Source organism: Tranquillimonas rosea, from assembly GCF_900111315.1.
Lineage (GTDB): Bacteria > Pseudomonadota > Alphaproteobacteria > Rhodobacterales > Rhodobacteraceae > Tranquillimonas > Tranquillimonas rosea.
The window spans coordinates 60,453-81,576 of record NZ_FOGU01000007.1; the positions used below are offsets into that span (position 1 = coordinate 60,453).

Consider the following 21,124-nt stretch of genomic DNA (forward strand, 5'->3'; position numbering starts at 1 on the left):
GGCAGAAAAGGAAGAGACGCAATGTTTGCGGTGCTCAAGACCGGCGGCAAGCAGTACCGGGTTCAGGCGGGAGATGTGCTCCGCGTCGAGAAACTCGCGGCCGATGCCGGTGAAAAGATTCAGTTCAACGACATCCTGATGGTCGGCGGCACCGTCGGCACGCCGCTGGTGGACGACGCCGGCGTGCAGGCCGAGGTCATCGACCAGATCAAGGGTGACAAGGTCATCAACTTCGTCAAGCGGCGCCGCAAGCACGGCAGCCAGCGGACGAAGGGCCACCGCCAGCAGCTGACGCTCCTGCGCGTGACCGACATCCTCGAATCGGGCGCGAAGAAGTCCGGCGTGAAGGAAGCGGTCGGCGCGGGCATCGCCGGCTATACCGGCGTCGCGTCGGACAAGGGCGACCTCGTGCACAATCGTACCGGTCAGGCCGAGATGGAAAAGCGCGTGAAGGCGGAGCCCACGCAGGAGAAGTCGGCCGAGCCCGCGGGCGCCGAGGACGACCTCAAGAAGCTGACCGGCGTCGGCCCGGCACTGGAAAAGAAGCTGGTCGAGGCCGGCATCACCAGCTTCGAGCAGATCGCATCGTGGTCGGCCGATGACGTCGCCGAGTGGGACGAGAAGGCCAACCTCAAGGGCAAGATCGAGAAGGAAGGCTGGGTCGACCAGGCCAAGGCCATCCTCGCAGAGAAGGAGTAACGACCGATGGCACACAAGAAGGCAGGCGGTTCGTCCAGGAACGGACGCGACTCCGCGGGACGCCGTCTGGGCGTCAAGAAGTACGGTGGCCAGGAGGTCATCCCCGGCAACATCATCGTCCGTCAGCGCGGCACGCGCTGGTGGCCCGGTGAGGGCGTGGGCCTTGGCAAGGATCACACCATCTTCGCCACGGCCGAAGGCCGCGTGACCTTTCACAAGGGTCTGAAAGGCCGTACGTTCATTTCGGTGCTTCCGCAGGCGGAGGCCGCCGAGTAAGCCGGACCCGAAAACCGCGTTACTTTTCAGGGGATCGGCAGACCGCCGGTCCCCTTTTCAATTAGAGCCGCGAGGCACGCGGCACCCGTTCGGGGCCGAAATGACGGAGGTCGGCCCCGTGCCGTCGTCCTTTCGCCATTCGGCGCGCGCCGCCGGTGTTAAACTGGATGACGGGGATTGCGTCCGCGACGGGGTTTGCGGCGTTGTCAGGGTGAAACCCGCCGGATGGCGGGCGCCGATGCTTCTCGGAGGAGGGAGGGCATGATGCTGGATAAGAGTCCCGAACAGCCGGTGATCGAGACCGAGCGGTTCGTTCTGCGGCCGCTGAGGAGGTCGGACGCAGGTCTGCTGTCGATGTATGCCGGGGACGAGAGGGTCGCACGGGGCACACGCTCCATTCCGCACCCGCTGCCGCCCGGCGCCATCGAGGCGTATATCGACCGGGCCGGCCAGCCGGAACGGACAGAGGATGTGTGGGCCATGGATGCCAGCACGAGCGGCATGTCCGAGGTTGTCGGCGTGATCTCGTTGCAGCGGCTCGACCGGCAGCAATCCCAGATCGGATACTGGGTGGCGCCGATGGTGTGGAACACCGGGATCGCGTCGGATGCCGTGCGGTCCATCCTCGTGGCCAACCCGCACCAGTCCGCCACGATCTTCGCCGAAGTCTTCCAGGACAACGCCCCGTCCGCGCGGGTGCTGACGAACGCGGGGTTCGTGTATCTCGGCGATGCCGAGGCCTACTCCGTGGCGCGCGGCGCGATGGTGCCGACCTGGACCTACACGGTCACCCCCAGCTGACATGAGACGCGGCGCCGGGCATACGTTGCGGACCCGGCGCCTGACCTTGCGGCCGGTGAACGCGCATGACGCCGACGACATCGCGGCAGGCGTGGGCAACTACGACGTCGCGCGCTGGTTGTCGGCCGTGCCGTATCCCTATGGCGTCGAGGACGCGCACCGCTTCATCGCATCCTCCGCGGCGGCGCCGGGGGGATGCTGGGCGATTTGCGACGCGGGCGGGTTCTGCGGCCTGATCTCCACCGGAGAGGAGCTTGGGTACTGGCTCCACCGCCGCGTCTGGGGCTTGGGTTATGGCACCGAGGCGGGCGTCGCCGTGATCGACGCCTGGTTCCGGGGCACACGCCGCCGCGACTTGGAGGCCACGTATTTCGAAGGCAACAGCCGCTCGGCGCGTGTGCTGGGCAAGCTGGGGTTCGTTCCCGAAGCCACCCAGCAGCGCTTTGCCCGGCCATTGCAGCAGGATGTGCCGACGGTGGTGATGCGCCTGACGCGGCAGCGCTGGCGGGCGATGCGACGGTTCCGCGTTGCGACGCCGCGCCTCCGCCTGCGCGAGGTGCGTCCCGGCGACGCTGCGGCGCTGGCCCGGATCGGCGGCGATCCCCGCGTGGCACCGATGTTGGGCGCGGTGACGTCGCCGTGGCCCGTCCATGCGGCGGCGGCGTGGATCTCGGAGCGGCGCTATCACGGGCAGCCCGGTTTCGCCGCTGCGATCTGCCTCAGGACCGGCCAGGTGATCGGCGCGGTCGCGCTTGGCCGCGAGGGTGCGGTGATGATCTTCGTCGATCCCCGGTACCAGGGTCGCGGCTACGGGACCGAGGCGCTTCAGGCATTTGCCGCGGATACCCTGTCGCGGTTCGACCTCGGGCATCTCACCGCCGACCAATTCACTTGCGGTGCCGCATCCGACCGCCTGCTTGCCGCCGCAGGCTTCCGCCCCGAGGGTGATGGCACGTCCCGCTCGGACGCACCGCTTGAGCCGGCGCCGATTGTGCTTTATCGGCTTGACGCCCACCAGTTGAGGCCCACGCCATGAAATTCCTCGATCTCGCCAAGGTCCAGATCCGCTCAGGCGCGGGCGGCTCGGGCTGTATCAGTTTCCGCCGCGAGAAATACGTCGAGTTCGGCGGTCCGAACGGCGGAGACGGCGGCCGGGGCGGCGACGTCTGGGCCGAGGCCGTCGACGGTCTGAACACCCTGATCGACTTCCGCTATCAGCAGCACTTCTTTGCCAAGTCCGGGCGACCGGGCGAGGGTCAGCAGAAGACCGGACGCGATGGCGACGACATCACCCTGCGGGTGCCTGTCGGGACCGAGATTCTCGACGAAGACCAGGAAACCGTGATCGCCGACATGACCGAGCTGGGGCAGCGGGTGCTGCTCGCCCGCGGCGGTAACGGTGGATGGGGCAATGTCCATTACAAGACCTCGACCAACCAGGCTCCCCGACGCGCGAATCCGGGGCAGGAAGGGATCGAGCGCAACATCTGGCTGCGGCTCAAGCTGATCGCTGATGCCGGACTGGTCGGCCTTCCCAATGCGGGCAAATCGACGTTCCTGTCGGCCACGTCCAACGCGCGGCCCAAGGTGGCCGACTATCCGTTCACCACGCTGCACCCGAATCTCGGCGTGGTCGGCGTGGACGATGCCGAATTCGTCATCGCCGACATCCCCGGCCTGATCGAGGGCGCGCACGAGGGACGGGGCCTGGGCGATACCTTCCTCGGCCATGTCGAACGCTGCGCGGTGTTGCTGCACCTGGTGGATGGCACCGCCGACGATCCGGCCGAAGACTGGCAGACCATCGTCGATGAATTGCAGGCCTATGGCGGCGGAATCCTGGCCGACAAGCCGCGCGTGACGGCGATGACCAAGGTCGATTCCCTCGATGCCGAGCTACGGCAGATGCAGCAGGAGGCGCTGGAGACCGTGGCGGGGCCGGTCTACCCGATCTCCGCCGTCAGCCGAGAGGGGCTGGCCGAGGTGCTGCGCGCGCTGCGGTCGCAGATCTCGGGAGATCGTCTGCGTCAGAAGGCTAGCGAAGAGGACGAGGACGCGCCGTGGAGCCCGTGAGCGGCCGCCCGAGCCTGAAACAGGCCAGGCGTCTCGTCATCAAGATCGGCTCGGCCCTGCTGGTCGATCGCGACAGCGCCACCCCGCGCGACACCTGGCTGCGCGGACTGGCCGAAGACGTTGCGGCGCTGCGGGCGCGGGGCACGTCGGTGATCCTGGTGTCCTCCGGCTCTATCGCGCTGGGGCGCGGCGTGCTGGGCCTGACCGCCGGGACGCTGCCGCTGGAACAGTCGCAGGCGGCTGCGGCCGTGGGCCAGATCCGTCTGGCCCGCGCCTATGAAGAGGCGCTCGCCCCGCACGGCATCACGGCGGCGCAGGTTCTGGTGACGCTCGAGGACAGCGCCGACCGCCGGCGCTACCTGAACTCGCGCGCGACGCTGGAGCAGCTGATCAGCTTCGGCGTGGTGCCGATCGTGAACGAGAACGATACCATCGCCACGGACGAAATCCGCTTCGGCGACAACGACCGGCTCGCCGCGCAGGTGGCGGTGACGGTCGGCGCCGACCAGCTGGTCCTGCTGTCGGATGTCGACGGGCTCTATACCGCCAATCCCCGCGAGGATCCGTCCGCACGGCGGCTCGACGTGGTCGACAGCGTCACACCCCAGATCGAGGCGATGGCCGGCGATGCCGGGTCGGGGCTGTCGAAAGGCGGCATGAAGACCAAGGTCATGGCGGCCAAGACGACTACCGGTGCGGGCTGCGCGCTGGCGATCACCGAAGGCTCGGTGCTGCGCCCCCTCGCGGCGCTGGAGGACGGGGCCCCCGCGACGTGGTTCCTGCCCCATGGCGACCCACAGGCCGCCCGCAAGCGCTGGATCGCCGCGATGAAGTCGCGCGGTGAGGTGACGGTCGATGCGGGCGCCGAGATGGCGCTGGGACAGGGCCGGTCGCTGCTGCCCATCGGCGTGACCGAGGTGATCGGCCGCTTCGGACGGGGCGACCCGGTCGATATCCGCGGTCCCGGCGGCGCGATGCTGGGCCGCGGGCTGACCCGCTATACGGCCGAAGAGGCCCGCGCCATCCGTGGCTGCCGCTCGGACCGCATCGAGGAGATGCTGGGCTACCCCGGCCGCGCGGCGCTGATCCACCGCGACGACATGGTTCTGTAGCCCCGATCAGACGCCGTAGATGGCGCCGAACTTGTGCTCGAGATAGTCCAGCAGCGGCGCCTCTGACGGGGCGAAGCCGCAGGCGCGCTCCACCACCTCGCGCGGACGGTAGAGGCCGCCGTGACGCTGCAGGTTGTCCCGCAGCCAGCCTGTCGCCGGTGCGGTGTCGCCCGCCGCCAGCGCCCCGTCGAGATCCGGCACCGCCTCGCGCAGCGCGGCGTGCAGGCAACCGGCATAGACGTTGCCCAGGCTGTAGGTCGGGAAATAGCCGAACAGACCCACCGACCAGTGCACGTCCTGCAGGCAGCCGTTCGAGGGCCTGTCCACCGGATAGCCGAAATCGGCCTCGAACCGTGCGTTCCAGGCTTCTTCCAGATCCGCGACCGCGAGCGATCCGTCGATGAGCTGCCGCTCGATGTCGAACCGCAGCAGGACATGGAGGTTGTATTGCACCTCGTCGGCCTCGGTGCGGATGAAGCCGCGGTGGACGCGATTCACGCACCCGAAGAACGCCTCGGGATCGTCGATGCCGATATCGCCGAAGGTGTCGACCATGCGCCCGTGCAACCAGCCCGTGAACGCGCGAGAGCGGCCTATCTGGTTCTCGTAGAGCCGGCTCTGGCTTTCGTGGACGCCCATCGAGACGCCGCCGCCCACGGGCGTCATCGCATAGGCCGGATCGATCGCCTGTTCGTAACAGGCGTGCCCGGTCTCGTGGATCGTCGAATAGAGGCAGTTGAACGGATCGTCCGCGGCGGTGCGCGTCGTGATGCGCACGTCACGACCCGAGCCGGACGAGAACGGATGGACGGCCTTGTCGATCCGCCCGGTGTGGAAGTCATAGCCGAAGGCGCCCGCAAGCTCACGCGACAACGCCAGCTGAGCGGCCTCGGGGAATTCTCCCGCTACGGCCGGCGGCTGATGCGCGGCGCCGAGAATCCGGTCGCGCAGGTTGACGAGCCGGGGGCGCATCGCGCCGAACATGCCCGTCAGGCTGTCGGCCGTCGCGCCGGGTTCGTAATCGTCGAGCAGCGCGTCGTAGGGATCGCCGCCATCGGCCAGGCACTCGGCCTGTTCCCGTACCAGCGACACGACCTTTTCCAGCGTCGGCGTGAAGGCCGAGACATCCTCGGCCGCCCGCCCCTCGGCCCAGACGCCCTGCGCCACCGATGTCGTCCGGGCCAGTTCCGCGGCCAGACGCGCCGGCACGCGCCGCGTCCGGTCATAGCTGCGCCGGATGTGGCGCAGTTGCGCCTCGCCGACGGCGTCGGGGGCTTCGGCCTTGTCCAGCCATTCGCCCACCCGCGGATCGATCCTGCGGGCATGCAGGACGCCCTCGATCGCGGCCATCTCCTCGCCGCGCTGCTCGGCCGCGCCGCGCGGCATGACGGTTTCCTGGTCCCAGGACAGGCGGCCCGCGATCGATCCCAGCGCTTCGGTCTCGCGCTGGAAGGCCATCAGGTCGTCATAGGCGCTCATGCAGAGGCTCCTCTGAGGGATTGGGCGCGCGGGAAGCGCGACTGGTGGCGGCTGCGCAGGATCAGCACCCACAGCACCACGGCGCCGATCTGGTGCACGATCGCGATGTGCCACTGCGCCTGGTAGATCACCGTGACGATGCCCAGCACGACCTGGAGCGTCATCATCGCCATCACGGCGTTGAAGGCAAAGCGCGTGGCGTTGAACGACGACCGGCGCGAGCGCAGCCAGGCGACGATGCCGAAGACGAACAGCAGGTAGCCGGCCATCCGGTGCATGAACTGCACGAGGCCCGCATTCTCGAAGAAGTTGCGCCACCAGGGCTGGATGTCGAACGGGTAGGGCGGAAGGAACCCGCCCGCCATCAGCGGCCAGTCGGGAAAGGCGCGGCCCGCGTCGATGCCGGCGACGAGCGCGCCCAGCAGGATCTGCAGGAAGGCGAAATGCATCAGCCCGGTGGAGAGCGAGACCATCTTGGGCTCCTGCGCCCGGCGGGCCTGAAGTAGATCGGCCTCGCTTCGGCCCAGCTGGAAGACGTACCACGCGATCAGGCCGAGGATGACAAAGGCCAGCCCCAGATGCGTCGCCAGCCGGTAGGACGCCACATCCAGCGCGTCGCCGCTCAGGCCCGACGACACCATCCACCAGCCGATCGCGCCCTGGATGCCGCCCAGCACGCCCGGCAGCAGCAGCCGCCCCGTCCATCCCGTCGGGATCTTGCGCGCGGCGAGGAAGCCTGCGAAGCCCACCGCCCACACAAGGCCGATGACCCGCCCGAGCTGCCGGTGGCTCCATTCCCACCAGTAGATGAACTCGAACTCGGCCAGCGTCATGTCGCTGTTCTGCAACTCGAATTCCGGGATCGCCTGATAGCTCTCGAACTCGGCCTGCCAGTCCGCCTCGGACATCGGCGGCAGCGCTCCGGTGATCGGTTTCCATTCGGTGATCGACAGGCCGCTGTCGGTCAGGCGTGTCAGGCCGCCCACCGCGATCATCACGACGACCAGCGCGAACAGCACCATCAGCCACGCCCGGATCGCCCGCCGCGCGCCGCGCGGCTTGGCGTCGATCGTGCCTGTGGTGCGGGGGGCCTTGCGGGTGTCCTCAGAGGACACCTCTTCGAAGATGGAGCGTTTCTGGGCCATTGGCGTCCCCTTGCGGAAGGCTGACGCCTAGGTATCGGGCGCGCGGGGGGCCTTCAAGTCACTCGCCGCGCTCTTTCCACCGCACCATTTGACGCATCATGCCGTGCAGCGTCTGCACATCGGCGCGGGTCAGCGGCATCCGACTCCAGAGATTGCGCAGCGTCCGCTTCATCGACTCCGCCTTGGCCTCGGGAAAGAAGAACCCAGCCTGATCCAGCCGCTCTTCGTAGTGCTGGGCGAGCCGCTCGACCTCGATGCCGGTGGCGGGCTCGGTGCCGGCCATCTCGTCGCTGCGGGCGGGCGCTGGCAGGGTGCGGCGGCGCCACTCGTAAGCCGTCAGCAGCACGCATTGCGCGAGGTTGAGTGAGGGGAAGTCCGGATTGACCGGCACCGATATGATCGCGTTGGCCCGGATGATGTCGTCATTCTCCAGCCCCGCGCGTTCGGGGCCGAACATGACTGCGACCTTCTCGCCGTGCGCCAGCCGCGTGCGCGCCTCGTCCATCGCGGCCTCGGGTGTGAAGACTGGCTTCGTCAGGCCGCGGGGCCGCGCGGTGGTGGCGAAGACGTAGGTGCAGTCTCCCAGGGCGTCGGGCAGCGTGTCGTAGAAAGGCGCGTTGTCCAGCAGCCGTCCCGCCCCGCTCGCCATCGCGACCGCCTTGGGGTTCGGCCAGCCGTCGCGCGGCGCAACCACGCGCATCCGGTCGAGCCCGAAATTCCACATCGCCCGCGCCGCCGCACCGATGTTCTCTCCCATCTGCGGGCGGACGAGGACGAAAGCGGGCTGGTCGGGCATTGCGGAGTCTCCGGCTGGGTGTCGGGCGTGATAGGCTGCGAGATGTTCGGCTGCAAGGAGGCGGGTCCATGGCCTATGACGAGGGTGTCGCGCAACTCTTCCGGGATGATTTGTTCGACTACGACGAGTTGAAGGAAAAGCACATGTTCGGCGGGCTGGCCTTCCTGTGGCGCGGTCACATGCTGGCCGGGGTCCGCGACGACGGCGTGATGGTGCGGGTGGGCAAGGCGAACGAGACGGCGGCCCTGTCGCTGGCCGGTGTCGAGCGCTTCGTGAATGCCGGCCGCGCGATGGGCGGCTACGTGGTGCTCGACGCGGTGGCGGCGGTGGATGACGGGGTCAGGCTGCGGCTTCTGACGATGGCGACCGAGTTCATCGGAGAGATGCCGCCGAAGTAGCCATTTCCGCCGCTCTCGGTTATGTGCGGCCTCGCAGCCAGCCAACGGAGAGCCGAAATGGCCGAAGACGCGCAGCCCCAACTCTACCTCATCACGCCGCCCGACCTGGATCTGGAGACATTTCCGGACGTCCTGTCACGGGTGCTCGACACGCACGAGATCGCCTGCCTGCGTCTGCGCCAGGCGGCCCGTGACGAGGATCGCCTGATCCGCGCCGCCGACACGCTGCGCGAGCTCACCCATGCGCGGGACATCCCCCTGGTGATCGAGGAGCATCTGCAACTGGTCGAGCGTCTCGGGCTCGACGGCGTGCACCTCAACGACGGCGCGCGCTCGGTCCGCGCGGCCCGCAAGCAACTGGGACAGGACCCGATCGTCGGCGCCTTCTGCGGCGGCCAGCGCCACGAGGGCATGAACGCCGGCGAATCCGGCGCCGACTACATCGCCTTCGGCCCGGTGGCCGAAACCAGCTTCGGCGACGGGCGCGTGGCCGAGGACGAACTGTTCGCATGGTGGTCCGAGATGATCGAAGTGCCGGTCGTGGCCGAGGGCGCGCTGGCGCCCGACCGTGTCGCCGCGCTGGCCCCGATGACCGACTTCTTCGCCATCGGGGACGAGATCTGGACGGCGGACGATCCCGTCTCCGCGCTCACCGGCCTCGTCTCGGCGATGCGCTAGTCGATGTGACGATCGAGACCCGCCCGCACGGCGGCTTCGGCGCGGCGGGCGAGAGTCTTGCGGTCGCCCGCCGCCGACGCTGCGATCGGCGGGTGATACACGAGCGTCACGTCGCCCTGACGCGGGGCTGCCAGCACCTTCAGCAGGTGGTCCCCGAATTCCATCTCGCCCCACCAGCCGTAGAACCGCGGATCGCCGCCCCGCGGCCCGCGATAGACGAGCGTCACGGGTTGAATCGCGGGTTCAGGGTTGAGGTCATCTTTGAAGAATGCAGCGAAGAGCGTTGAGTTGAAAGGAAGAACGCGCTTTCCGTCCGTCGATGTTCCCTCGGGGAAGAACAGCAGACGGTGACCGGCCGCAAGGCGGCGGCTGAACAGGTCGCGCTGGTCCGCCGCCTCGCGCGCGGCGCGGTTGATGAAGATCGTCCCGGTCGCCCGCGCCAGCCAGCCGATGCCGGGCCAGCCGCGTACCTCGGACTTGGACACGAAATAGATACGGTCGCCCGCGTTCAGCGCGAAGATGTCCAGCCAAGAGGCGTGGTTCGCCACCACGGCCCCCCGCTGCCGCATGGGGCGCCCCTGGCGCGAGAACCCGAGGCCGAGGATCACGAACGCCACCCGGCAGACCCCTTGGGTGAGCCACGGGGTAACCGGGCGTGACTGACCGCACAGCGGACGCTCGATCAGCCGCAGCGTCAGCAGAAGTGCCAGCCCGCCGAAGGTGACGGTGCCGAGCGTCACCCCACGCAGCACGACCCGGACCCACCCCGCAAGCGTGATCGGTGGCGTCGGGGCGGGCTCTGTCCCGTTCCAGGTGCGGCTCATCGCGCTCCGCCGGTATAGATCGCCGTCTGTTGCGCGTTCAGCTTTTCGGTGTCCATCACCAGGCAGATGTCGGTGGTGTTGAACGGGTGGTCGACGAAGGCGCCGTCGCCCACGAAACCGCCGAGCCGCAGGTAGGCCTTGATCAGCGCAGGCACGGCGCGCATGGCACGGGGGCGGTCGATGGCGCTTTCGTCCATCAGGTTCATCGGCTGATAGGTGCGCGAGCGGACCCGCAGTTCCGGCGGGGCCAGGTGCCGATGGTGCAACAGCGACAGCGGCGCGGCCAGCGCGTCGGAGTCGGTGCCGTGGAACGACGCCACGCCGAACAGAACCTCGATCCCGCGCTCCCGCACGTACCGCGCGAGCCCGCCCCAGAGATGCAGCATCGCCGTTCCGCCACGATAGTCGGGGTGCAGACACGAGCGGCCGAGTTCCAGAAGCGGCCGGCCGCTGTCGCGCAGCACCGTCAGGTCGTACTCGTCCTCGGAATAGAACTGCCCCATCCGCGCGGCGGCGGTGTCGGTCAGCAGGCGATAGACGCCGACGACATGGTCCAGCGCCTCGACGTCGCGCTGCCGGTCCACCAGCACGAGATGCTCGAAATAGGGATCGAACCGGTCCGTTTCGCGCCGCGCATCGTGGTCCACCATCGGCCCGTCGCCGCCCAGCTCTTCGACGAATACCGCGTAGCGCAGCCGCTGCGCCGCCGCGAGATCCCGCGGGTCGCTGGCAAGGCGCAACTCGAACTGGAGATCGGATACGAGCATCGTATGGGTGTCGGGCCGGGGGTGTCTGACCGGGGTTCTAGGGATCGGTCCCGGTGTTGGCAACAGTGGACGCCGCGGCGGTCATTGACGGTTCAGTAACGAATATTAGGCTGACTGAGCGCGATGATCGCTCTCATGGCGTGATGACGATCTCTAGTTCAACTCTGGTGGCGTCGATGACAACCTTTCCCTCGTCCTCGAACATGACGGTAACCCGTCCATTGATGTTGCTCTGCACCTGTCCCAGGCCCCATTCGGGCTTTTGCGGGTGGCGGACCAGCATTCCCGGTTCAAGGAGATCTTCCATTCCGTTCAAAACGTTACCTCGATGAGTGATGATCTTTCACATCTTGTCTGTGCCCGGATCTGCCACGATCTGGTCAGCCCGCTCGGCGCCATTTCCAACGGTGTCGAGCTCTTGTCACTCTCCAACGAGGGACAGAGCGCTCCGGAACTCGACCTGATCTCGCAATGCGCCGACGAGGCCAATGCGCGGCTTCTCCTCTATCGCGTGGCGTTCGGCCTCGGCTCCGACACGGTCATGAGCGACGCCGAGATCCATGAGACCCTTGCGCCGCTGACCCGTCATGGTCGGCTGACCCTGCAATGGGAGATATCGGCCCCAGTCACCCGCTCCGAACTGCGACTTGCCGCGCTCATCCTGATGGCGCTGGAGCGTGAGATGCCCCATGGCGGGCATGTCGTCGTCCAGGCCGGGGAAGACGGTCGATGGTACATCACGGCACAGTCTCCGCGGTTGGAGATTCGTTCGGAGCTGTGGGCCGGCATGACACAGCACGCCGAACCGCCCGAGGCGTGCGAGGCGCCGTCGGTTGTGCAGTTCCCGCTGGCCGGGCGCGTGGCCGCCTCCCTCGGACGGACGATCGACATTCGATTCGAGCCCGAGAGGATCACGATCACGGCCTGACCGTTCCCGCGCCGCGCACGAGGTACTTGAAGCTCGTCAATTGCTCGGCGCCGACGGGACCGCGGGCATGCATCTTGCCCGTGGCGATGCCGATCTCTGCGCCCATCCCGAACTCGCCGCCGTCGGCGAACTGGGTCGAGGCGTTGTGCATAAGGATCGCGCTGTCGAGCCGCTGGAAGAAGCGATCGCGCGCCGAAGTGTCTTCGGTGATGATGCAGTCGGTATGGCTCGACCCGTAGCGGCGCACATGGGTGATCGCGTCGTCGATGTCGTCCACCACCCGTGCGGCAATCTTCATGTCGAGGTATTCGCGGCCCCAATCGTCGTCGCCGGCGGGTTCGGTGCCCTCGATCGCCGCCAGCGTCTCGTCGGCATAGACGGTGACGCCCGCCTCGATCAGCGCGCGTATCACGTCGCGCCCCAGCGTGTCGGCCACGTCGCGGTGGATCAGCAGACACTCGGCCGCGCCGCAGATTCCCGTGCGCCGCGTCTTGGCGTTCATCACCACCTTCATCGCCGTGTCGGCATCGGCCGCGGCGTCGAGATAGATGTGCACGATCCCCTCGAGATGGGCAAAGACCGGCACGCGTGCCTCGCGCTGCACCAGCCCGACCAGCCCCTTTCCGCCGCGGGGAACGATCACGTCGATCGTGTCGGTCATCGTCAGCATCTCGGTCACGGCGGCACGGTCGCGCGTGGGCACGAGCTGGATCGAGTCCAGCGGCAGCCCGGCGGCCTCCAGCCCCTCGACCATGCAGGCATGGATCGCCGAGGATGAATGAAAACTCTCGGAACCGCCGCGCAGGATCACAGCGTTGCCGGCCTTGAGGCACAAGGCCCCGGCATCGGCGGTCACGTTGGGGCGGGATTCGTAGATCACGCCGACGACGCCCAGCGGCGTGCGCACCCGCTCGATCTGCAGCCCCGAGGGCATGTCCCAACTGGCGATGACGCCGCCCACCGGATCCTGCTGGTCCGCCACGGCGCGCAGCGATGCGGCGATCCCGGCGACCCGGTCCTCGGTCAGGGTCAGACGGTCCATCATCGCCTCGGACAGACCCTTGTCCCGGCCAAACACGAGATCGTCGGCATTGGCGGCGATGATCCGGTCGCTCTGCGCCTCGACCGCATTGGCGGCGGCGTGCAGAGCCCGTGCCTTGGCCTCTGGTGACGCATACGCCAGCTCGGCAGAGGCGGCGCGGGCACGCGCGCCGATCGAGGCCATGAGGGCGGGAATGTCGTCGAGGTCTTTCATCACGGGGGCTCTGGCTGTCTTGAGTGGGTGTGACGTCTTGGTAAGATAACGCCGCGGCACGCCGGGTTCCAGCGGTTCAGTCGAGCGGTCGGATCTTCAGGCGCGTGATGCGGTTGTCCTTGCGGCTCACGACCTCGAACCGGAAACCGTGGAAGCTGAACTTCTGGCCCTGTGTCGGGATCATCTGAGCCTCGTGGATGACCAGCCCCGCGATCGTGTTCGCCTCTTCGTCGGGAAGCGTCCAGTCGGTCGCGCGGTTGAGGTCGCGTATGGTCATCGCGCCGTCGACGATCACGTCACCGGACTCGGTCCGGCGCAGCGGGTGCTCGGCGTCGATGTCGAACTCGTCGGTGATCTCGCCCACGATCTCTTCCAGGATGTCCTCGAGCGTGATCAGCCCCTGCAACGCGCCGTATTCGTCCACGACGAGGGCGAAGTGCGTGTGGCGCCGCAGGAACTGGCGCATCTGGTCGTCGAGCGTGGTGGTCTCTGGCACGAAGTAGGGTTTCATCGCGACGGCGGCGATGTCGAAGCCCTTGAACGGATCCTCGGGGCCGCTGTCGCGGCGGAGCGCGAACAGCGACCGTAGCAGGTCCTTCGCGTGGATCACGCCGATGATGTTCTCGTGGCTCTCGCGGTAGACGGGCAGGCGGGTATGCGACGAGTTCAGGCACTGTTCGAGGATCTGCGCCGGTTCCATGTCGACATCGATCATCTCGATCTTCGAGCGGTGCAGCATGATCTCCTCGACCGTCCGGTCCGAAAGGTCCAGCGCGCCGAGGATACGGTCGCGGTCCTCCTTCTCGACCACGCCTTCGGAATGGCCGAGGTTCAGCGCGCCCTCGATCTCTTCGCGCACGGCGAGGACCTGGCTGTCGGGATCGGTCCGCACGCCGAAGATGCGCAGCACGATCCGGACGAAGGCGCGCACCGCCATGACCAGCGGGGCGAAGATGCGGATCACCACGGCGATCGGCCCCGACACGCCCGAGGCCGCCGTCTCGGCATTGGTGATGGCGTAGGTCTTGGGCAGCACCTCTGCAAAGATCAGCACCAGGAGCGTCATCACCAGCGTGGCCACCGCGACGCCCGATTCCCCCAGTGCTCGGGTAAAGAGCGCCGTGGCCAGCGAGGTCGCGAGGATGTTGACGAGGTTGTTGCCCAGCAGGACCGAGCCGATCAGCCGCTCGTTGTCCTCGGTGATCCGCAGCGCCCGCGCCGCGCCCTTGGACCCCTTGTCGGCCTGGGCGCGCAGCTTGCCGCGCGAGGCGGCCGTCAGCGCCGTCTCGGAGCCCGAGAAGAAGGCCGACAATACGAGAAGCCCAATAATGGCCGCGGCAATCATCCAGAAGGCGGCGTCAAGCGTCTGTGAGTCGGCGGCGTCCATGTCCACTTTCTTTCATCGGGAATTGCGGAGTTATGTGGCCCAGTGCGCCGGCTTTCAAGAGTGCGCCGGCGCCTGTTTCGCGGTCAGTCGCCCTGTGCCAGCGGGTGATGGTCCAGCACCAGGTCGCGCAGCCGCTCGTCCAGGACATGAGTGTAGATTTCCGTGGTCGACACGTCGGCATGGCCCAGAAGCGTCTGGATCGAGCGCAGGTCGGCGCCGGCGGCCAGCAGATGCGTTGCAAAGGCGTGGCGCAGGGTGTGCGGCGTGACCTTGTCGGGCGACACCCCGGCGGCCACCGCCAGCTCCTTGATCAGCACGTAGAAGCGATGGCGCGTCATGTGCCCGGCTTTCCCGCGCGACGGGAAGAGGTGGCGCGATGGCGCGGCGCCCGCCTTGGCCGCCTTGGCATCGGCGGCGTCCCGCAGGGGCAGCCAGGCCGCGAGGGCGGCCCGCGCGGGGGCCGAGAGGGGCACCATGCGCTCCTTGCCGCCCTTGCCCTTGACGAGCAGCATCCGCGGATCGCCCCGCGCGGCCGCCGCGGGCAGCGAGACAAGCTCGGTCACGCGCATGCCGGTCGCATAGAGCAGCTCCATCAGGCAGGTGTTGCGCACCCTGTCGGCCTCGGTCCGGCCGGTCTCTCGCGCGGCCTGAAGCAGGCGGTCGACCTCGGACAGGTCCAGCGTCTTGGGCAGCCGGCGCGTCCGGCCCGGCCCCTTGATCTGGATCGCGGGATTGTCGGCCCGCCAGCCTTCCTCGAAGGCGAAGCGATAGAGCTGGCGGATCGCGGACAGCCGCCGCGCCCGGGTCGACTGGGCGAGGCCCTGCGCGTCGCAATGGACGAGGTAGTCCTCGATGTCCTCGCGGGCGGCGCTGTCGAAGTCGCGTCCCTGGCCATCGAGCCAGCCGGCGAAGTCCTTGAGGTCGCGGGCATAGGCGAGCTGGGTGTTGTCCGCCGCGTCCAGTTCGGCGGCCTGCGCTTCGAGAAAGGCCTGGATGCGGTGGGCGGCGGTGGTCATGCCCCGCGGTCCAGCATCAGGATCTCCAGCGCCGTGCGCCGGGCGGTGCCGTCCAGCCCCATCTGCACGAGAAAGGCGAGGGAGGGCGCAAGCTCGTCGAGGTCGCCGGCGGCGCCCCGGTCGATGTCCTCGGCGGCCAGCAGCAGTGCCTCACCCGTCCGGTCCTCGTCGACCAGGCGCGTCAGCCGCTCGGGCGGCGCGACCTCGCCGGCGAGGCCCTCGCGCAGGGCCGTCACCTTTGGAGAGGCGTCGTCGGGCAGCGGCGCGCGTCCCAGAACGATGGCAACGTCACGGGGCAGCGCGTCTCCGGCGGAATCGGCGGCCGCGGCGTAGTCGTCGGTGAGCAGCGCCATCTCCAGCGCCGCCTCCTGCGCGGCCCCGTCGAGCGGCATGTTCGACAGGTCGGGCGACAGGTGGCGGGCAAAGACGCTGGCCAGTCCGGCGGCCTGCATCTCGGTCCAGGCGTCGGGCAGCGTGGCGTTCACCGCGTCGGGCATCGAGCCCGAGATCGCGCGCATCGCGTCCTGCACGGCCTCGACCCTGTCCCAGGTCCCGCCCGAGGCCGGGGGCTGTCGGTCATCGTAGACCTCGAACAGCCGCGCGGGCGCGATCGCCCCGGCGCGAGCCAGGCGCTCGGCCGCGGCGATGCGGTGGCTCCAGCCGGCGGTGGGCCGCAGATCGAAATGGGCGAAGGCGAGGGGCAGGCCGGTGGTGCCCATGGGTTCGCCGATCGCGGCGAGCATGGCGAAGGACAGCGGCGTCGGATCGCGCGGCGGCGGCAGCGACACCGTGGAATCGGCGATGGCGGGATCCAGGAAGCGTGCCAGCAGCCGGTCCTCGGCCGAACCGATGACGCCGAGCGCGTCGCCGGCCTCGAGCGTCAGCGCCGCGGCGCGCCAATCGCCGCCGCGCGCCAGGCAGAACACCCGCGCGGCATAGGTTGGCGCGATCTCGGGCGCCCGGCGCATGCGGGCGCAGGCGCGGTTCTCGGACCCGTTCAGCAGGGCCACATCGAAGGCCCGGCGAAACAGCCGGGGATCGGTGCCGCCCGCGCGTTCCAGCAGGCGTCCGGCGCGGTCGATGTCGCCCATCCGCAACAGCGCGTCGACGCGGGACAAGAACAGGCTGGCCCCGTCTCCGGGAGGCGGTGCGGCGCGCGCGCTCAGCAGATCCTTTGTCATCCGCCGCAGGCTCGGCAGGGCATCAACGGGCAGGCCGGCGAACAGCTCGGACAGGTGCCCGGTCTCGGCGCCGGACCACAGCGCGTCGGGCAGGCCCACCGCCTCTGGCGCGAACAGCCCGACGTCGTTGGGCCGTGGCGCGTCGAGCGGTTCGACCGTGATCTTGCCGGGCAGGGCGCCGTTGCTGACGGGCGCGTCGTCCTGCGACGGCTGGGCCGCGGTCGTCACGCTGTCGGAGAGCCAGTCGATCGCGGACAGGGGCTCCTGCGCGCTGGCGGCGGTGGTCGTCGTCAGCAGAAGAGCCAGGGCGGCGAGGTCACTGCGCATCCAGGATCACCGGCGCCTCGATGCGAACCTGCTCGGGCGACAGGTTGCCGAGATAGGCGAATCCCGCCAATCCCACGAACGCCGCCACCAGCAGAACCAGCAATAGCTTGAATACCCGCCCCATCATGCCTGCACCTTCGCCCCGGTTCCGTTGCAGGGGCGTCTGCGTCCCCCGTCAAGTTGAATTGTATATGGTCTTTCCGGGAAGATCACGCCATTCAGTGCCTTCGGAGGATTTTTTGAGCGAGAGGCCGCCATCTTGGCCGTGAAGCTGAAAAAGACAGTCGCGCTCGTCGGCATGATGGGCGCCGGCAAGACGGCCGTGGGAACCGCGCTGGCCCGCAAGCTGGGCGTGCCGTTCCGCGATTCGGATGCCGAGATCGAGACGGCCGCGAACCGCACCATCGCCGAAATCTTCGCCCGCGACGGCGAGGCGTTTTTTCGTCAGAAGGAGGCGCAGGTTATCTCGCGGCTGCTGGACGACCGCCCCTCCATCCTGTCCACCGGCGGTGGGGCGTTCCTGCAGGACGTCAACCGCGAGAATATCCATGCCCGCGGCCTGTCCGTCTGGCTGGACGCGCCGCTGTCGCTGTTGTGGCAGCGGGTGAAGCATCGCGACACACGACCGCTTCTCAAGACCGCCGATCCCTATGGAACGCTGGCCGACCTCTACGAGAGTCGGGGGCCGGTCTATGCGCTGGCCGATGTCACGGTGCGGTCGCGCCCGGCGTTCTCGGTGGACGACACCGCGATGGCGGTCATCGACGCGCTGACCGCGCGCCCGGACGTATTGGAGAGCAAGTGATGATCGAGACGGTTCACGTCGACCTCGGAGAGCGCGCCTACGACGTGCGGATCGGGCCGGGGCTCCTGTCCCGCGCGGGGGCGGAGATCGCGCCGGTCCTGTCGCGGCCCCGCGTCGCCATCGTGACCGACGAGACTGTCGGCGCCCGCCACCTCGCGGCGCTGCAATCCGCACTCGGCGCCGAGGGGATCGAAAGCACCGCGCTGACGCTGCCGCCGGGCGAGGCGACGAAGAGCTGGGCGCAGCTGTCGCGCACCGTCGAATGGCTGCTGGATCAGCGGATCGAGCGGCGCGACGTGGTCATCGCCCTTGGCGGCGGGGTTATCGGCGACCTCGTGGGGTTCGCCGCCGCGATCCTGCGCCGGGGGGTGCGCTTCGTGCAGATCCCGACCTCGCTGCTGGCGCAGGTGGACAGTTCCGTCGGAGGCAAGACCGGCATCAACGCGCCGCAGGGAAAGAACCTCGTCGGCGCGTTCCACCAGCCGACGCTCGTGCTGGCCGATACGGACGTCCTGTCGACGCTGGCCCGGCGCGATCTGCTGGCGGGCTATGGCGAGGTGGTGAAGTACGGGCTGTTGGGCGACGCCGCCTTCTTCGAATGGCTCGAAGGCGCGGGCCCTTTGCTGGCCGACGGCGACGGCGCGGCGCGGGTCCGCGCGGTGCGCCGGTCGGTCGAGATGAAGGCCGACATCGTGGTGCGGGACGAGACCGAGCAGGGCGACCGCGCGCTTCTGAACCTCGGCCACACCTTCTGCCACGCGCTCGAGGCCGCGACGGGGTATTCCGACCGACTGCTGCACGGCGAAGGCGTGGCGATCGGCTGCGCGCTGGCGTTCGAGACCTCGGCCCGCCTGGGGTTCTGCGCGCAGGAGGCGCCGTCGCGTGTGCGGGCGCATCTGCGCGAGATGGGCATGAAGACCGACCTGTCGGACATTCCCGGCGACCTGCCCGACGCCGCCGCGCTGCTCGACCTGATGGGGCAGGACAAGAAGGTCGTCGACGGCAAGCTGCGGTTCATCTTGGCCCGCGCGATCGGCGACAGCTTCGTGGCCGACGACGTCGACGGCGCGGTCGTGCAGCGTGTCCTCTCGGACGCGCTGGCCCAGCGGCGCTAGCGCCGGACGTGCGGGAAATGGACCGAGCGCATGCGCTGCTCCATCGCCTTGGCTTCGGCGCTGGCGGCCATGAAGACGAAGACGGCGATCAGCACCAGCAGCGGGTTGCCCGAGGTGACTCCCCAGACGGCAAAGCCGACGGCCAGCGCCTGACCCGCCCCTGCGGCGATCTTGGTGGCGCGCAACCGGTCGAAGCGTAGCGCCAGAACGGCCCGTAGCACGCGCCCGCCGTCCATCGGGAAGGCCGGGATCATGTTGAACAGGACGAGGAACAGGTTCACCGCCGACAGGCTGCCGAGGAAGCTGGCGCCGCCATCGCCGAAGAACATTCCGGTATCGGCCGAGGCGCCGAACGCCGTGAGAACCGCCCAGATCGCCACGTTCACCGCCGGTCCCGCGAGGGCGACCGCGATCTCGGCGCTCGGACGTTCGGGCATCCTTGCCAGCCGGGCGAGGCCGCCGATCGGCAACACCGTGATGTCCGGCGTCGGGATGCCATAGCGCCGCGCCATCAGCGCGTGCCCGTACTCGTGCGCCACGACGCAGAGGAACAGCGACAGCACGAAGCCCACGTTGATCGCCGCCGCCATCGGTCCGGCGGCCATGTAGGCTTCGCCGCCGATCCACGCGAGCAGCAGGAAGAAGGTGACGTGGACGCGCAGCTCGGATCCGAACAGCCGCCCGATGGGAAAGGACCAACTCATATCGGTCACATAGTCATTCCGGGCGGGATCGCACAGAGGCGCGTGGCGGCTATCGCGGGGTCAGCGGCGCGTGGCGGTTCACATCCTTGTAGAGCAGATAGCGGAACCGTCCGGGGCCGCCGGCATAGCAGGCCTGCGGGCAGAAGGCGCGCAACCACATGTAGTCGCCGGCCTCGACCTCGACCCAGTCCTGGTTGAGCCGGTAGACGGCCTTGCCCTCGAGGACATACAGCCCGTGCTCCATGACATGCGTCTCGGCAAAGGGGATCACCGCGCCGGGCTGGAACGTGACGATGGTGACGTGCATGTCGTGGCGCATGTCGGCCGGATCGACGAAGCGCGTCGTGGCCCATTTGCCGTCGGTGCCGGGCATCGGGGTTGGGGCGATGTCGTGCTCGTCGGCGATGATCGGATCGGGCGCGTCCAGCCCTTCGACCGGCTGGTACGCCTTGCGAATCCAGTGAAAGCGCGCCGGCGCGCTGCCGGTATTGCGGAGCGTCCAGGCGTGGCCGGGCGGCAGGTAGGCATAGCCGCCGGGCGCAAGGTCGTGCGCTGTGCCGTCGAGCGTGAGGGTGACGCCGCCCTCGACCACGAACAGCACCGCCTCGGCGGCGCTTTCGGTCTCGGGACGGTCCGAGCCGCCGCCCGGCGCCAGCTCGACGATGTACTGCGAGAACGTCTCGGCGAAACCGCTCATGGGACGCGAGAGGATCCACAGGCGCGTGTCTTCCCAGAACGGAAGGTAACTGGTGACGATGTCGCGCATCGTGCCCTTGGGGATGACGGCGTATGCCTCGGTAAAGACCGCGCGATCCGTCAGCAGTTGATCCTGCCCCGGATGCCCGCCGCTGGGCGCGTAGTAGGAATTGCGCATCGTCCGCCTGTCTCCCTGCCGGTGTCCGCCCGCGTTATGACCCGGCCGTCCCGGAAAGGCCACCGCGATCAGGCGGCGGCCGTCACCTCGACCTCGACCTTGAACTCGGGCCGGGTGAAGCCGCCGACGATCACCAGCGTCGAGGCGGGCAGGGGATGGATGCCCCCCAGCCAGGCGTCGCGCGCCGCCATGTAGGCGGGAAAGTGGGCGCGCTCGGTAACGAAGGCGTTGATCCGGATGACGTCCGACGGACCCAGGCCGCCTTCGGCCAGGATGGCCCCGATGCTGGCGAAGCAGAGCTCGGCCTGCGCCCCGGCGTCCTCGGGGACCGTGTCGTCGGGGGCGATGCCCAGCTGGCCCGAGGTGACCAGCAGCCGCTCCACCGGGCCGGTCAGGATGCCGTGGGAATATGCGCCGAACGGCGCGCGAATGTGCTTGGGGGTGACGTCGCGCATCTGGCCTGCCTCGTTGCTGATCGGTCGTG

Annotated in this window: 25 protein-coding genes; 11 read left to right on the forward strand and 14 right to left on the reverse strand. The window is 68.6% G+C overall.

Going from position 1 to position 21,124, the window contains the following annotated elements; all coding sequences use genetic code 11:
- The first annotated feature begins 21 nt into the window (after window positions 1-21).
- The 6 genes from BMZ25_RS12870 to proB all read left to right on the forward strand — a co-directional run bounded on the left by BMZ25_RS12870 (window position 22) and on the right by proB (window position 4,961).
- Window positions 22-699 (forward strand): 50S ribosomal protein L21, encoded by a 678-nt coding sequence (locus BMZ25_RS12870; protein ID WP_092694227.1) that lies wholly within the window; start codon window positions 22-24, stop codon window positions 697-699.
- A gap of 6 nt (window positions 700-705) precedes the next feature.
- Window positions 706-975, forward strand: coding sequence for a 50S ribosomal protein L27 (gene rpmA / locus BMZ25_RS12875; protein ID WP_092694228.1), 270 nt, complete (start codon window positions 706-708; stop codon window positions 973-975).
- Between the two features lie 261 nt (window positions 976-1,236).
- Complete coding sequence (locus BMZ25_RS12880; RefSeq protein WP_092694230.1) at window positions 1,237-1,776, forward strand: GNAT family N-acetyltransferase; 540 nt, start codon at window positions 1,237-1,239, stop codon at window positions 1,774-1,776.
- A 1-nt stretch (window position 1,777) separates the two neighbouring features.
- Window positions 1,778-2,812, forward strand: a complete 1,035-nt coding sequence (locus BMZ25_RS12885; protein ID WP_177190463.1) for a GNAT family N-acetyltransferase — start codon at window positions 1,778-1,780, stop codon at window positions 2,810-2,812.
- On the forward strand, window positions 2,809-3,849 hold the full coding sequence (gene obgE / locus BMZ25_RS12890) for a GTPase ObgE (RefSeq protein WP_092694234.1): 1,041 nt from the start codon (window positions 2,809-2,811) through the stop codon (window positions 3,847-3,849). The genes BMZ25_RS12885 and obgE overlap by 4 nt, the downstream gene beginning before the upstream one ends.
- Window positions 3,837-4,961: a glutamate 5-kinase gene (gene proB, locus BMZ25_RS12895; RefSeq protein ID WP_235859867.1), complete on the forward strand. Its 1,125-nt coding sequence runs from the start codon at window positions 3,837-3,839 to the stop codon at window positions 4,959-4,961. Before obgE ends, proB begins: the two co-directional genes overlap by 13 nt.
- A gap of 6 nt (window positions 4,962-4,967) precedes the next feature.
- Here the strand turns inward: proB and BMZ25_RS12900 are convergent, their stop codons facing one another.
- The 3 genes from BMZ25_RS12900 to BMZ25_RS12910 are packed head-to-tail and all read right to left on the reverse strand — an operon-like array spanning window position 4,968 to window position 8,381.
- Entirely contained in the window at window positions 4,968-6,440 is a 1,473-nt protein-coding gene (locus tag BMZ25_RS12900; protein WP_092694236.1) for a carboxypeptidase M32, read from the reverse strand.
- A complete protein-coding gene (gene ctaA, locus BMZ25_RS12905; protein ID WP_092694238.1) occupies window positions 6,437-7,585 on the reverse strand; it encodes a heme A synthase in 1,149 nt (382 codons plus the stop codon). The genes BMZ25_RS12900 and ctaA overlap by 4 nt, the downstream gene beginning before the upstream one ends.
- Before the next feature lie 58 nt (window positions 7,586-7,643).
- Entirely contained in the window at window positions 7,644-8,381 is a 738-nt protein-coding gene (locus BMZ25_RS12910; RefSeq protein ID WP_092694240.1) for an RNA methyltransferase, read from the reverse strand.
- Between the two features lie 68 nt (window positions 8,382-8,449).
- On the opposite strand from BMZ25_RS12910, the gene BMZ25_RS12915 reads away from it, so the two are divergent.
- Both BMZ25_RS12915 and BMZ25_RS12920 read left to right on the forward strand, forming a co-directional pair.
- On the forward strand, window positions 8,450-8,779 hold the full coding sequence (locus BMZ25_RS12915; protein WP_092694242.1) for a TfoX/Sxy family protein: 330 nt from the start codon (window positions 8,450-8,452) through the stop codon (window positions 8,777-8,779).
- 57 nt (window positions 8,780-8,836) lie between these two features.
- Window positions 8,837-9,457, forward strand: a complete 621-nt coding sequence (locus BMZ25_RS12920) for a thiamine phosphate synthase (protein WP_092694244.1) — start codon at window positions 8,837-8,839, stop codon at window positions 9,455-9,457.
- On the opposite strand, the gene BMZ25_RS12925 is transcribed toward BMZ25_RS12920, so the two are convergent.
- From BMZ25_RS12925 to BMZ25_RS12935, 3 genes are all read right to left on the reverse strand, one after another.
- Window positions 9,454-10,281: a lyso-ornithine lipid O-acyltransferase gene (locus BMZ25_RS12925; protein ID WP_092694246.1), complete on the reverse strand. Its 828-nt coding sequence runs from the start codon at window positions 10,279-10,281 to the stop codon at window positions 9,454-9,456. The genes BMZ25_RS12920 and BMZ25_RS12925 overlap by 4 nt on opposite strands.
- Window positions 10,278-11,048, reverse strand: coding sequence for an L-ornithine N(alpha)-acyltransferase (locus tag BMZ25_RS12930; RefSeq protein WP_092694248.1), 771 nt, complete (start codon window positions 11,046-11,048; stop codon window positions 10,278-10,280). The genes BMZ25_RS12925 and BMZ25_RS12930 overlap by 4 nt, the downstream gene beginning before the upstream one ends.
- Window positions 11,049-11,181: 133 nt before the next feature.
- Entirely contained in the window at window positions 11,182-11,355 is a 174-nt protein-coding gene (locus BMZ25_RS12935) for a DUF3553 domain-containing protein (RefSeq protein WP_092694250.1), read from the reverse strand.
- Window positions 11,356-11,376: 21 nt separating this feature from the next.
- Here BMZ25_RS12935 and BMZ25_RS12940 point away from each other — a divergent pair, with 21 nt between their 5' ends.
- Window positions 11,377-11,976 carry a histidine phosphotransferase family protein gene (locus tag BMZ25_RS12940; RefSeq protein ID WP_092694252.1) on the forward strand — a complete coding sequence of 200 codons (600 nt, stop codon included), beginning with the start codon at window positions 11,377-11,379 and terminating at the stop codon, window positions 11,974-11,976.
- Here BMZ25_RS12940 and BMZ25_RS12945 read toward each other — a convergent pair.
- From BMZ25_RS12945 to BMZ25_RS20895, 5 genes are all read right to left on the reverse strand, one after another.
- Window positions 11,966-13,231: a glutamate-5-semialdehyde dehydrogenase gene (locus BMZ25_RS12945; protein WP_092694254.1), complete on the reverse strand. Its 1,266-nt coding sequence runs from the start codon at window positions 13,229-13,231 to the stop codon at window positions 11,966-11,968. The genes BMZ25_RS12940 and BMZ25_RS12945 overlap by 11 nt on opposite strands.
- A gap of 76 nt (window positions 13,232-13,307) precedes the next feature.
- Window positions 13,308-14,618, reverse strand: a complete 1,311-nt coding sequence (locus tag BMZ25_RS12950; protein WP_092694256.1) for an HlyC/CorC family transporter — start codon at window positions 14,616-14,618, stop codon at window positions 13,308-13,310.
- An 83-nt stretch (window positions 14,619-14,701) separates the two neighbouring features.
- On the reverse strand, window positions 14,702-15,634 hold the full coding sequence (locus BMZ25_RS12955) for a tyrosine recombinase (RefSeq protein WP_092694258.1): 933 nt from the start codon (window positions 15,632-15,634) through the stop codon (window positions 14,702-14,704).
- Window positions 15,631-17,142 (reverse strand): hypothetical protein, encoded by a 1,512-nt coding sequence (locus BMZ25_RS12960; RefSeq protein WP_092694260.1) that lies wholly within the window; start codon window positions 17,140-17,142, stop codon window positions 15,631-15,633. Before BMZ25_RS12960 ends, BMZ25_RS12955 begins: the two co-directional genes overlap by 4 nt.
- Window positions 17,132-17,269, reverse strand: coding sequence for a hypothetical protein (locus BMZ25_RS20895; RefSeq protein ID WP_177190459.1), 138 nt, complete (start codon window positions 17,267-17,269; stop codon window positions 17,132-17,134). The genes BMZ25_RS12960 and BMZ25_RS20895 overlap by 11 nt, the downstream gene beginning before the upstream one ends.
- 129 nt (window positions 17,270-17,398) lie before the next feature.
- On the opposite strand from BMZ25_RS20895, the gene BMZ25_RS12970 reads away from it, so the two are divergent.
- Together BMZ25_RS12970 and aroB are read left to right on the forward strand one after the other, a co-directional pair.
- Window positions 17,399-17,947, forward strand: a complete 549-nt coding sequence (locus BMZ25_RS12970; RefSeq protein ID WP_092694262.1) for a shikimate kinase — start codon at window positions 17,399-17,401, stop codon at window positions 17,945-17,947.
- Window positions 17,947-19,062, forward strand: coding sequence for a 3-dehydroquinate synthase (aroB, locus tag BMZ25_RS12975; protein WP_092694264.1), 1,116 nt, complete (start codon window positions 17,947-17,949; stop codon window positions 19,060-19,062). The genes BMZ25_RS12970 and aroB overlap by 1 nt, the downstream gene beginning before the upstream one ends.
- Here the strand turns inward: aroB and BMZ25_RS12980 are convergent.
- The 3 genes from BMZ25_RS12980 to BMZ25_RS12990 form a co-directional block, all read right to left on the reverse strand.
- Entirely contained in the window at window positions 19,059-19,766 is a 708-nt protein-coding gene (locus tag BMZ25_RS12980; RefSeq protein WP_143071540.1) for a site-2 protease family protein, read from the reverse strand. The genes aroB and BMZ25_RS12980 overlap by 4 nt on opposite strands.
- A gap of 49 nt (window positions 19,767-19,815) precedes the next feature.
- Window positions 19,816-20,640 (reverse strand): bifunctional allantoicase/(S)-ureidoglycine aminohydrolase, encoded by an 825-nt coding sequence (locus BMZ25_RS12985; RefSeq protein WP_092694266.1) that lies wholly within the window; start codon window positions 20,638-20,640, stop codon window positions 19,816-19,818.
- 68 nt (window positions 20,641-20,708) lie between these two features.
- The gene (locus BMZ25_RS12990) at window positions 20,709-21,095 is read right to left on the reverse strand and encodes a RidA family protein (RefSeq protein ID WP_092694268.1); all 387 of its coding nucleotides are present in this window, start codon (window positions 21,093-21,095) and stop codon (window positions 20,709-20,711) included.
- Window positions 21,096-21,124: the final 29 nt, after the last annotated feature.

What these genes read in the sequence shown, in the direction of transcription:
- BMZ25_RS12870 (WP_092694227.1), top strand. Translation starts at nt 22, where the DNA reads ATGTTTGCGGTGCTCAAGACCGGCGGCAAGCAGTACCGGGTTCAGGCG.
- rpmA (WP_092694228.1), top strand. Translation starts at nt 706, where the DNA reads ATGGCACACAAGAAGGCAGGCGGTTCGTCCAGGAACGGACGCGACTCC.
- BMZ25_RS12880 (WP_092694230.1), top strand. Translation starts at nt 1,237, where the DNA reads ATGATGCTGGATAAGAGTCCCGAACAGCCGGTGATCGAGACCGAGCGG.
- BMZ25_RS12885 (WP_177190463.1), top strand. Translation starts at nt 1,778, where the DNA reads ATGAGACGCGGCGCCGGGCATACGTTGCGGACCCGGCGCCTGACCTTG.
- obgE (WP_092694234.1), top strand. Translation starts at nt 2,809, where the DNA reads ATGAAATTCCTCGATCTCGCCAAGGTCCAGATCCGCTCAGGCGCGGGC.
- BMZ25_RS12900 (WP_092694236.1), bottom strand. Translation starts at nt 6,440, where the DNA reads ATGAGCGCCTATGACGACCTGATGGCCTTCCAGCGCGAGACCGAAGCG.
- ctaA (WP_092694238.1), bottom strand. Translation starts at nt 7,585, where the DNA reads ATGGCCCAGAAACGCTCCATCTTCGAAGAGGTGTCCTCTGAGGACACC.
- BMZ25_RS12910 (WP_092694240.1), bottom strand. Translation starts at nt 8,381, where the DNA reads ATGCCCGACCAGCCCGCTTTCGTCCTCGTCCGCCCGCAGATGGGAGAG.
- BMZ25_RS12915 (WP_092694242.1), top strand. Translation starts at nt 8,450, where the DNA reads ATGGCCTATGACGAGGGTGTCGCGCAACTCTTCCGGGATGATTTGTTC.
- BMZ25_RS12920 (WP_092694244.1), top strand. Translation starts at nt 8,837, where the DNA reads ATGGCCGAAGACGCGCAGCCCCAACTCTACCTCATCACGCCGCCCGAC.
- BMZ25_RS12925 (WP_092694246.1), bottom strand. Translation starts at nt 10,281, where the DNA reads ATGAGCCGCACCTGGAACGGGACAGAGCCCGCCCCGACGCCACCGATC.
- BMZ25_RS12930 (WP_092694248.1), bottom strand. Translation starts at nt 11,048, where the DNA reads ATGCTCGTATCCGATCTCCAGTTCGAGTTGCGCCTTGCCAGCGACCCG.
- BMZ25_RS12935 (WP_092694250.1), bottom strand. Translation starts at nt 11,355, where the DNA reads ATGGAAGATCTCCTTGAACCGGGAATGCTGGTCCGCCACCCGCAAAAG.
- BMZ25_RS12940 (WP_092694252.1), top strand. Translation starts at nt 11,377, where the DNA reads ATGAGTGATGATCTTTCACATCTTGTCTGTGCCCGGATCTGCCACGAT.
- BMZ25_RS12945 (WP_092694254.1), bottom strand. Translation starts at nt 13,231, where the DNA reads ATGAAAGACCTCGACGACATTCCCGCCCTCATGGCCTCGATCGGCGCG.
- BMZ25_RS12950 (WP_092694256.1), bottom strand. Translation starts at nt 14,618, where the DNA reads ATGGACGCCGCCGACTCACAGACGCTTGACGCCGCCTTCTGGATGATT.
- BMZ25_RS12955 (WP_092694258.1), bottom strand. Translation starts at nt 15,634, where the DNA reads ATGACCACCGCCGCCCACCGCATCCAGGCCTTTCTCGAAGCGCAGGCC.
- BMZ25_RS12960 (WP_092694260.1), bottom strand. Translation starts at nt 17,142, where the DNA reads ATGCGCAGTGACCTCGCCGCCCTGGCTCTTCTGCTGACGACGACCACC.
- BMZ25_RS20895 (WP_177190459.1), bottom strand. Translation starts at nt 17,269, where the DNA reads ATGATGGGGCGGGTATTCAAGCTATTGCTGGTTCTGCTGGTGGCGGCG.
- aroB (WP_092694264.1), top strand. Translation starts at nt 17,947, where the DNA reads ATGATCGAGACGGTTCACGTCGACCTCGGAGAGCGCGCCTACGACGTG.
- BMZ25_RS12980 (WP_143071540.1), bottom strand. Translation starts at nt 19,766, where the DNA reads ATGAGTTGGTCCTTTCCCATCGGGCGGCTGTTCGGATCCGAGCTGCGC.
- BMZ25_RS12985 (WP_092694266.1), bottom strand. Translation starts at nt 20,640, where the DNA reads ATGCGCAATTCCTACTACGCGCCCAGCGGCGGGCATCCGGGGCAGGAT.
- BMZ25_RS12990 (WP_092694268.1), bottom strand. Translation starts at nt 21,095, where the DNA reads ATGCGCGACGTCACCCCCAAGCACATTCGCGCGCCGTTCGGCGCATAT.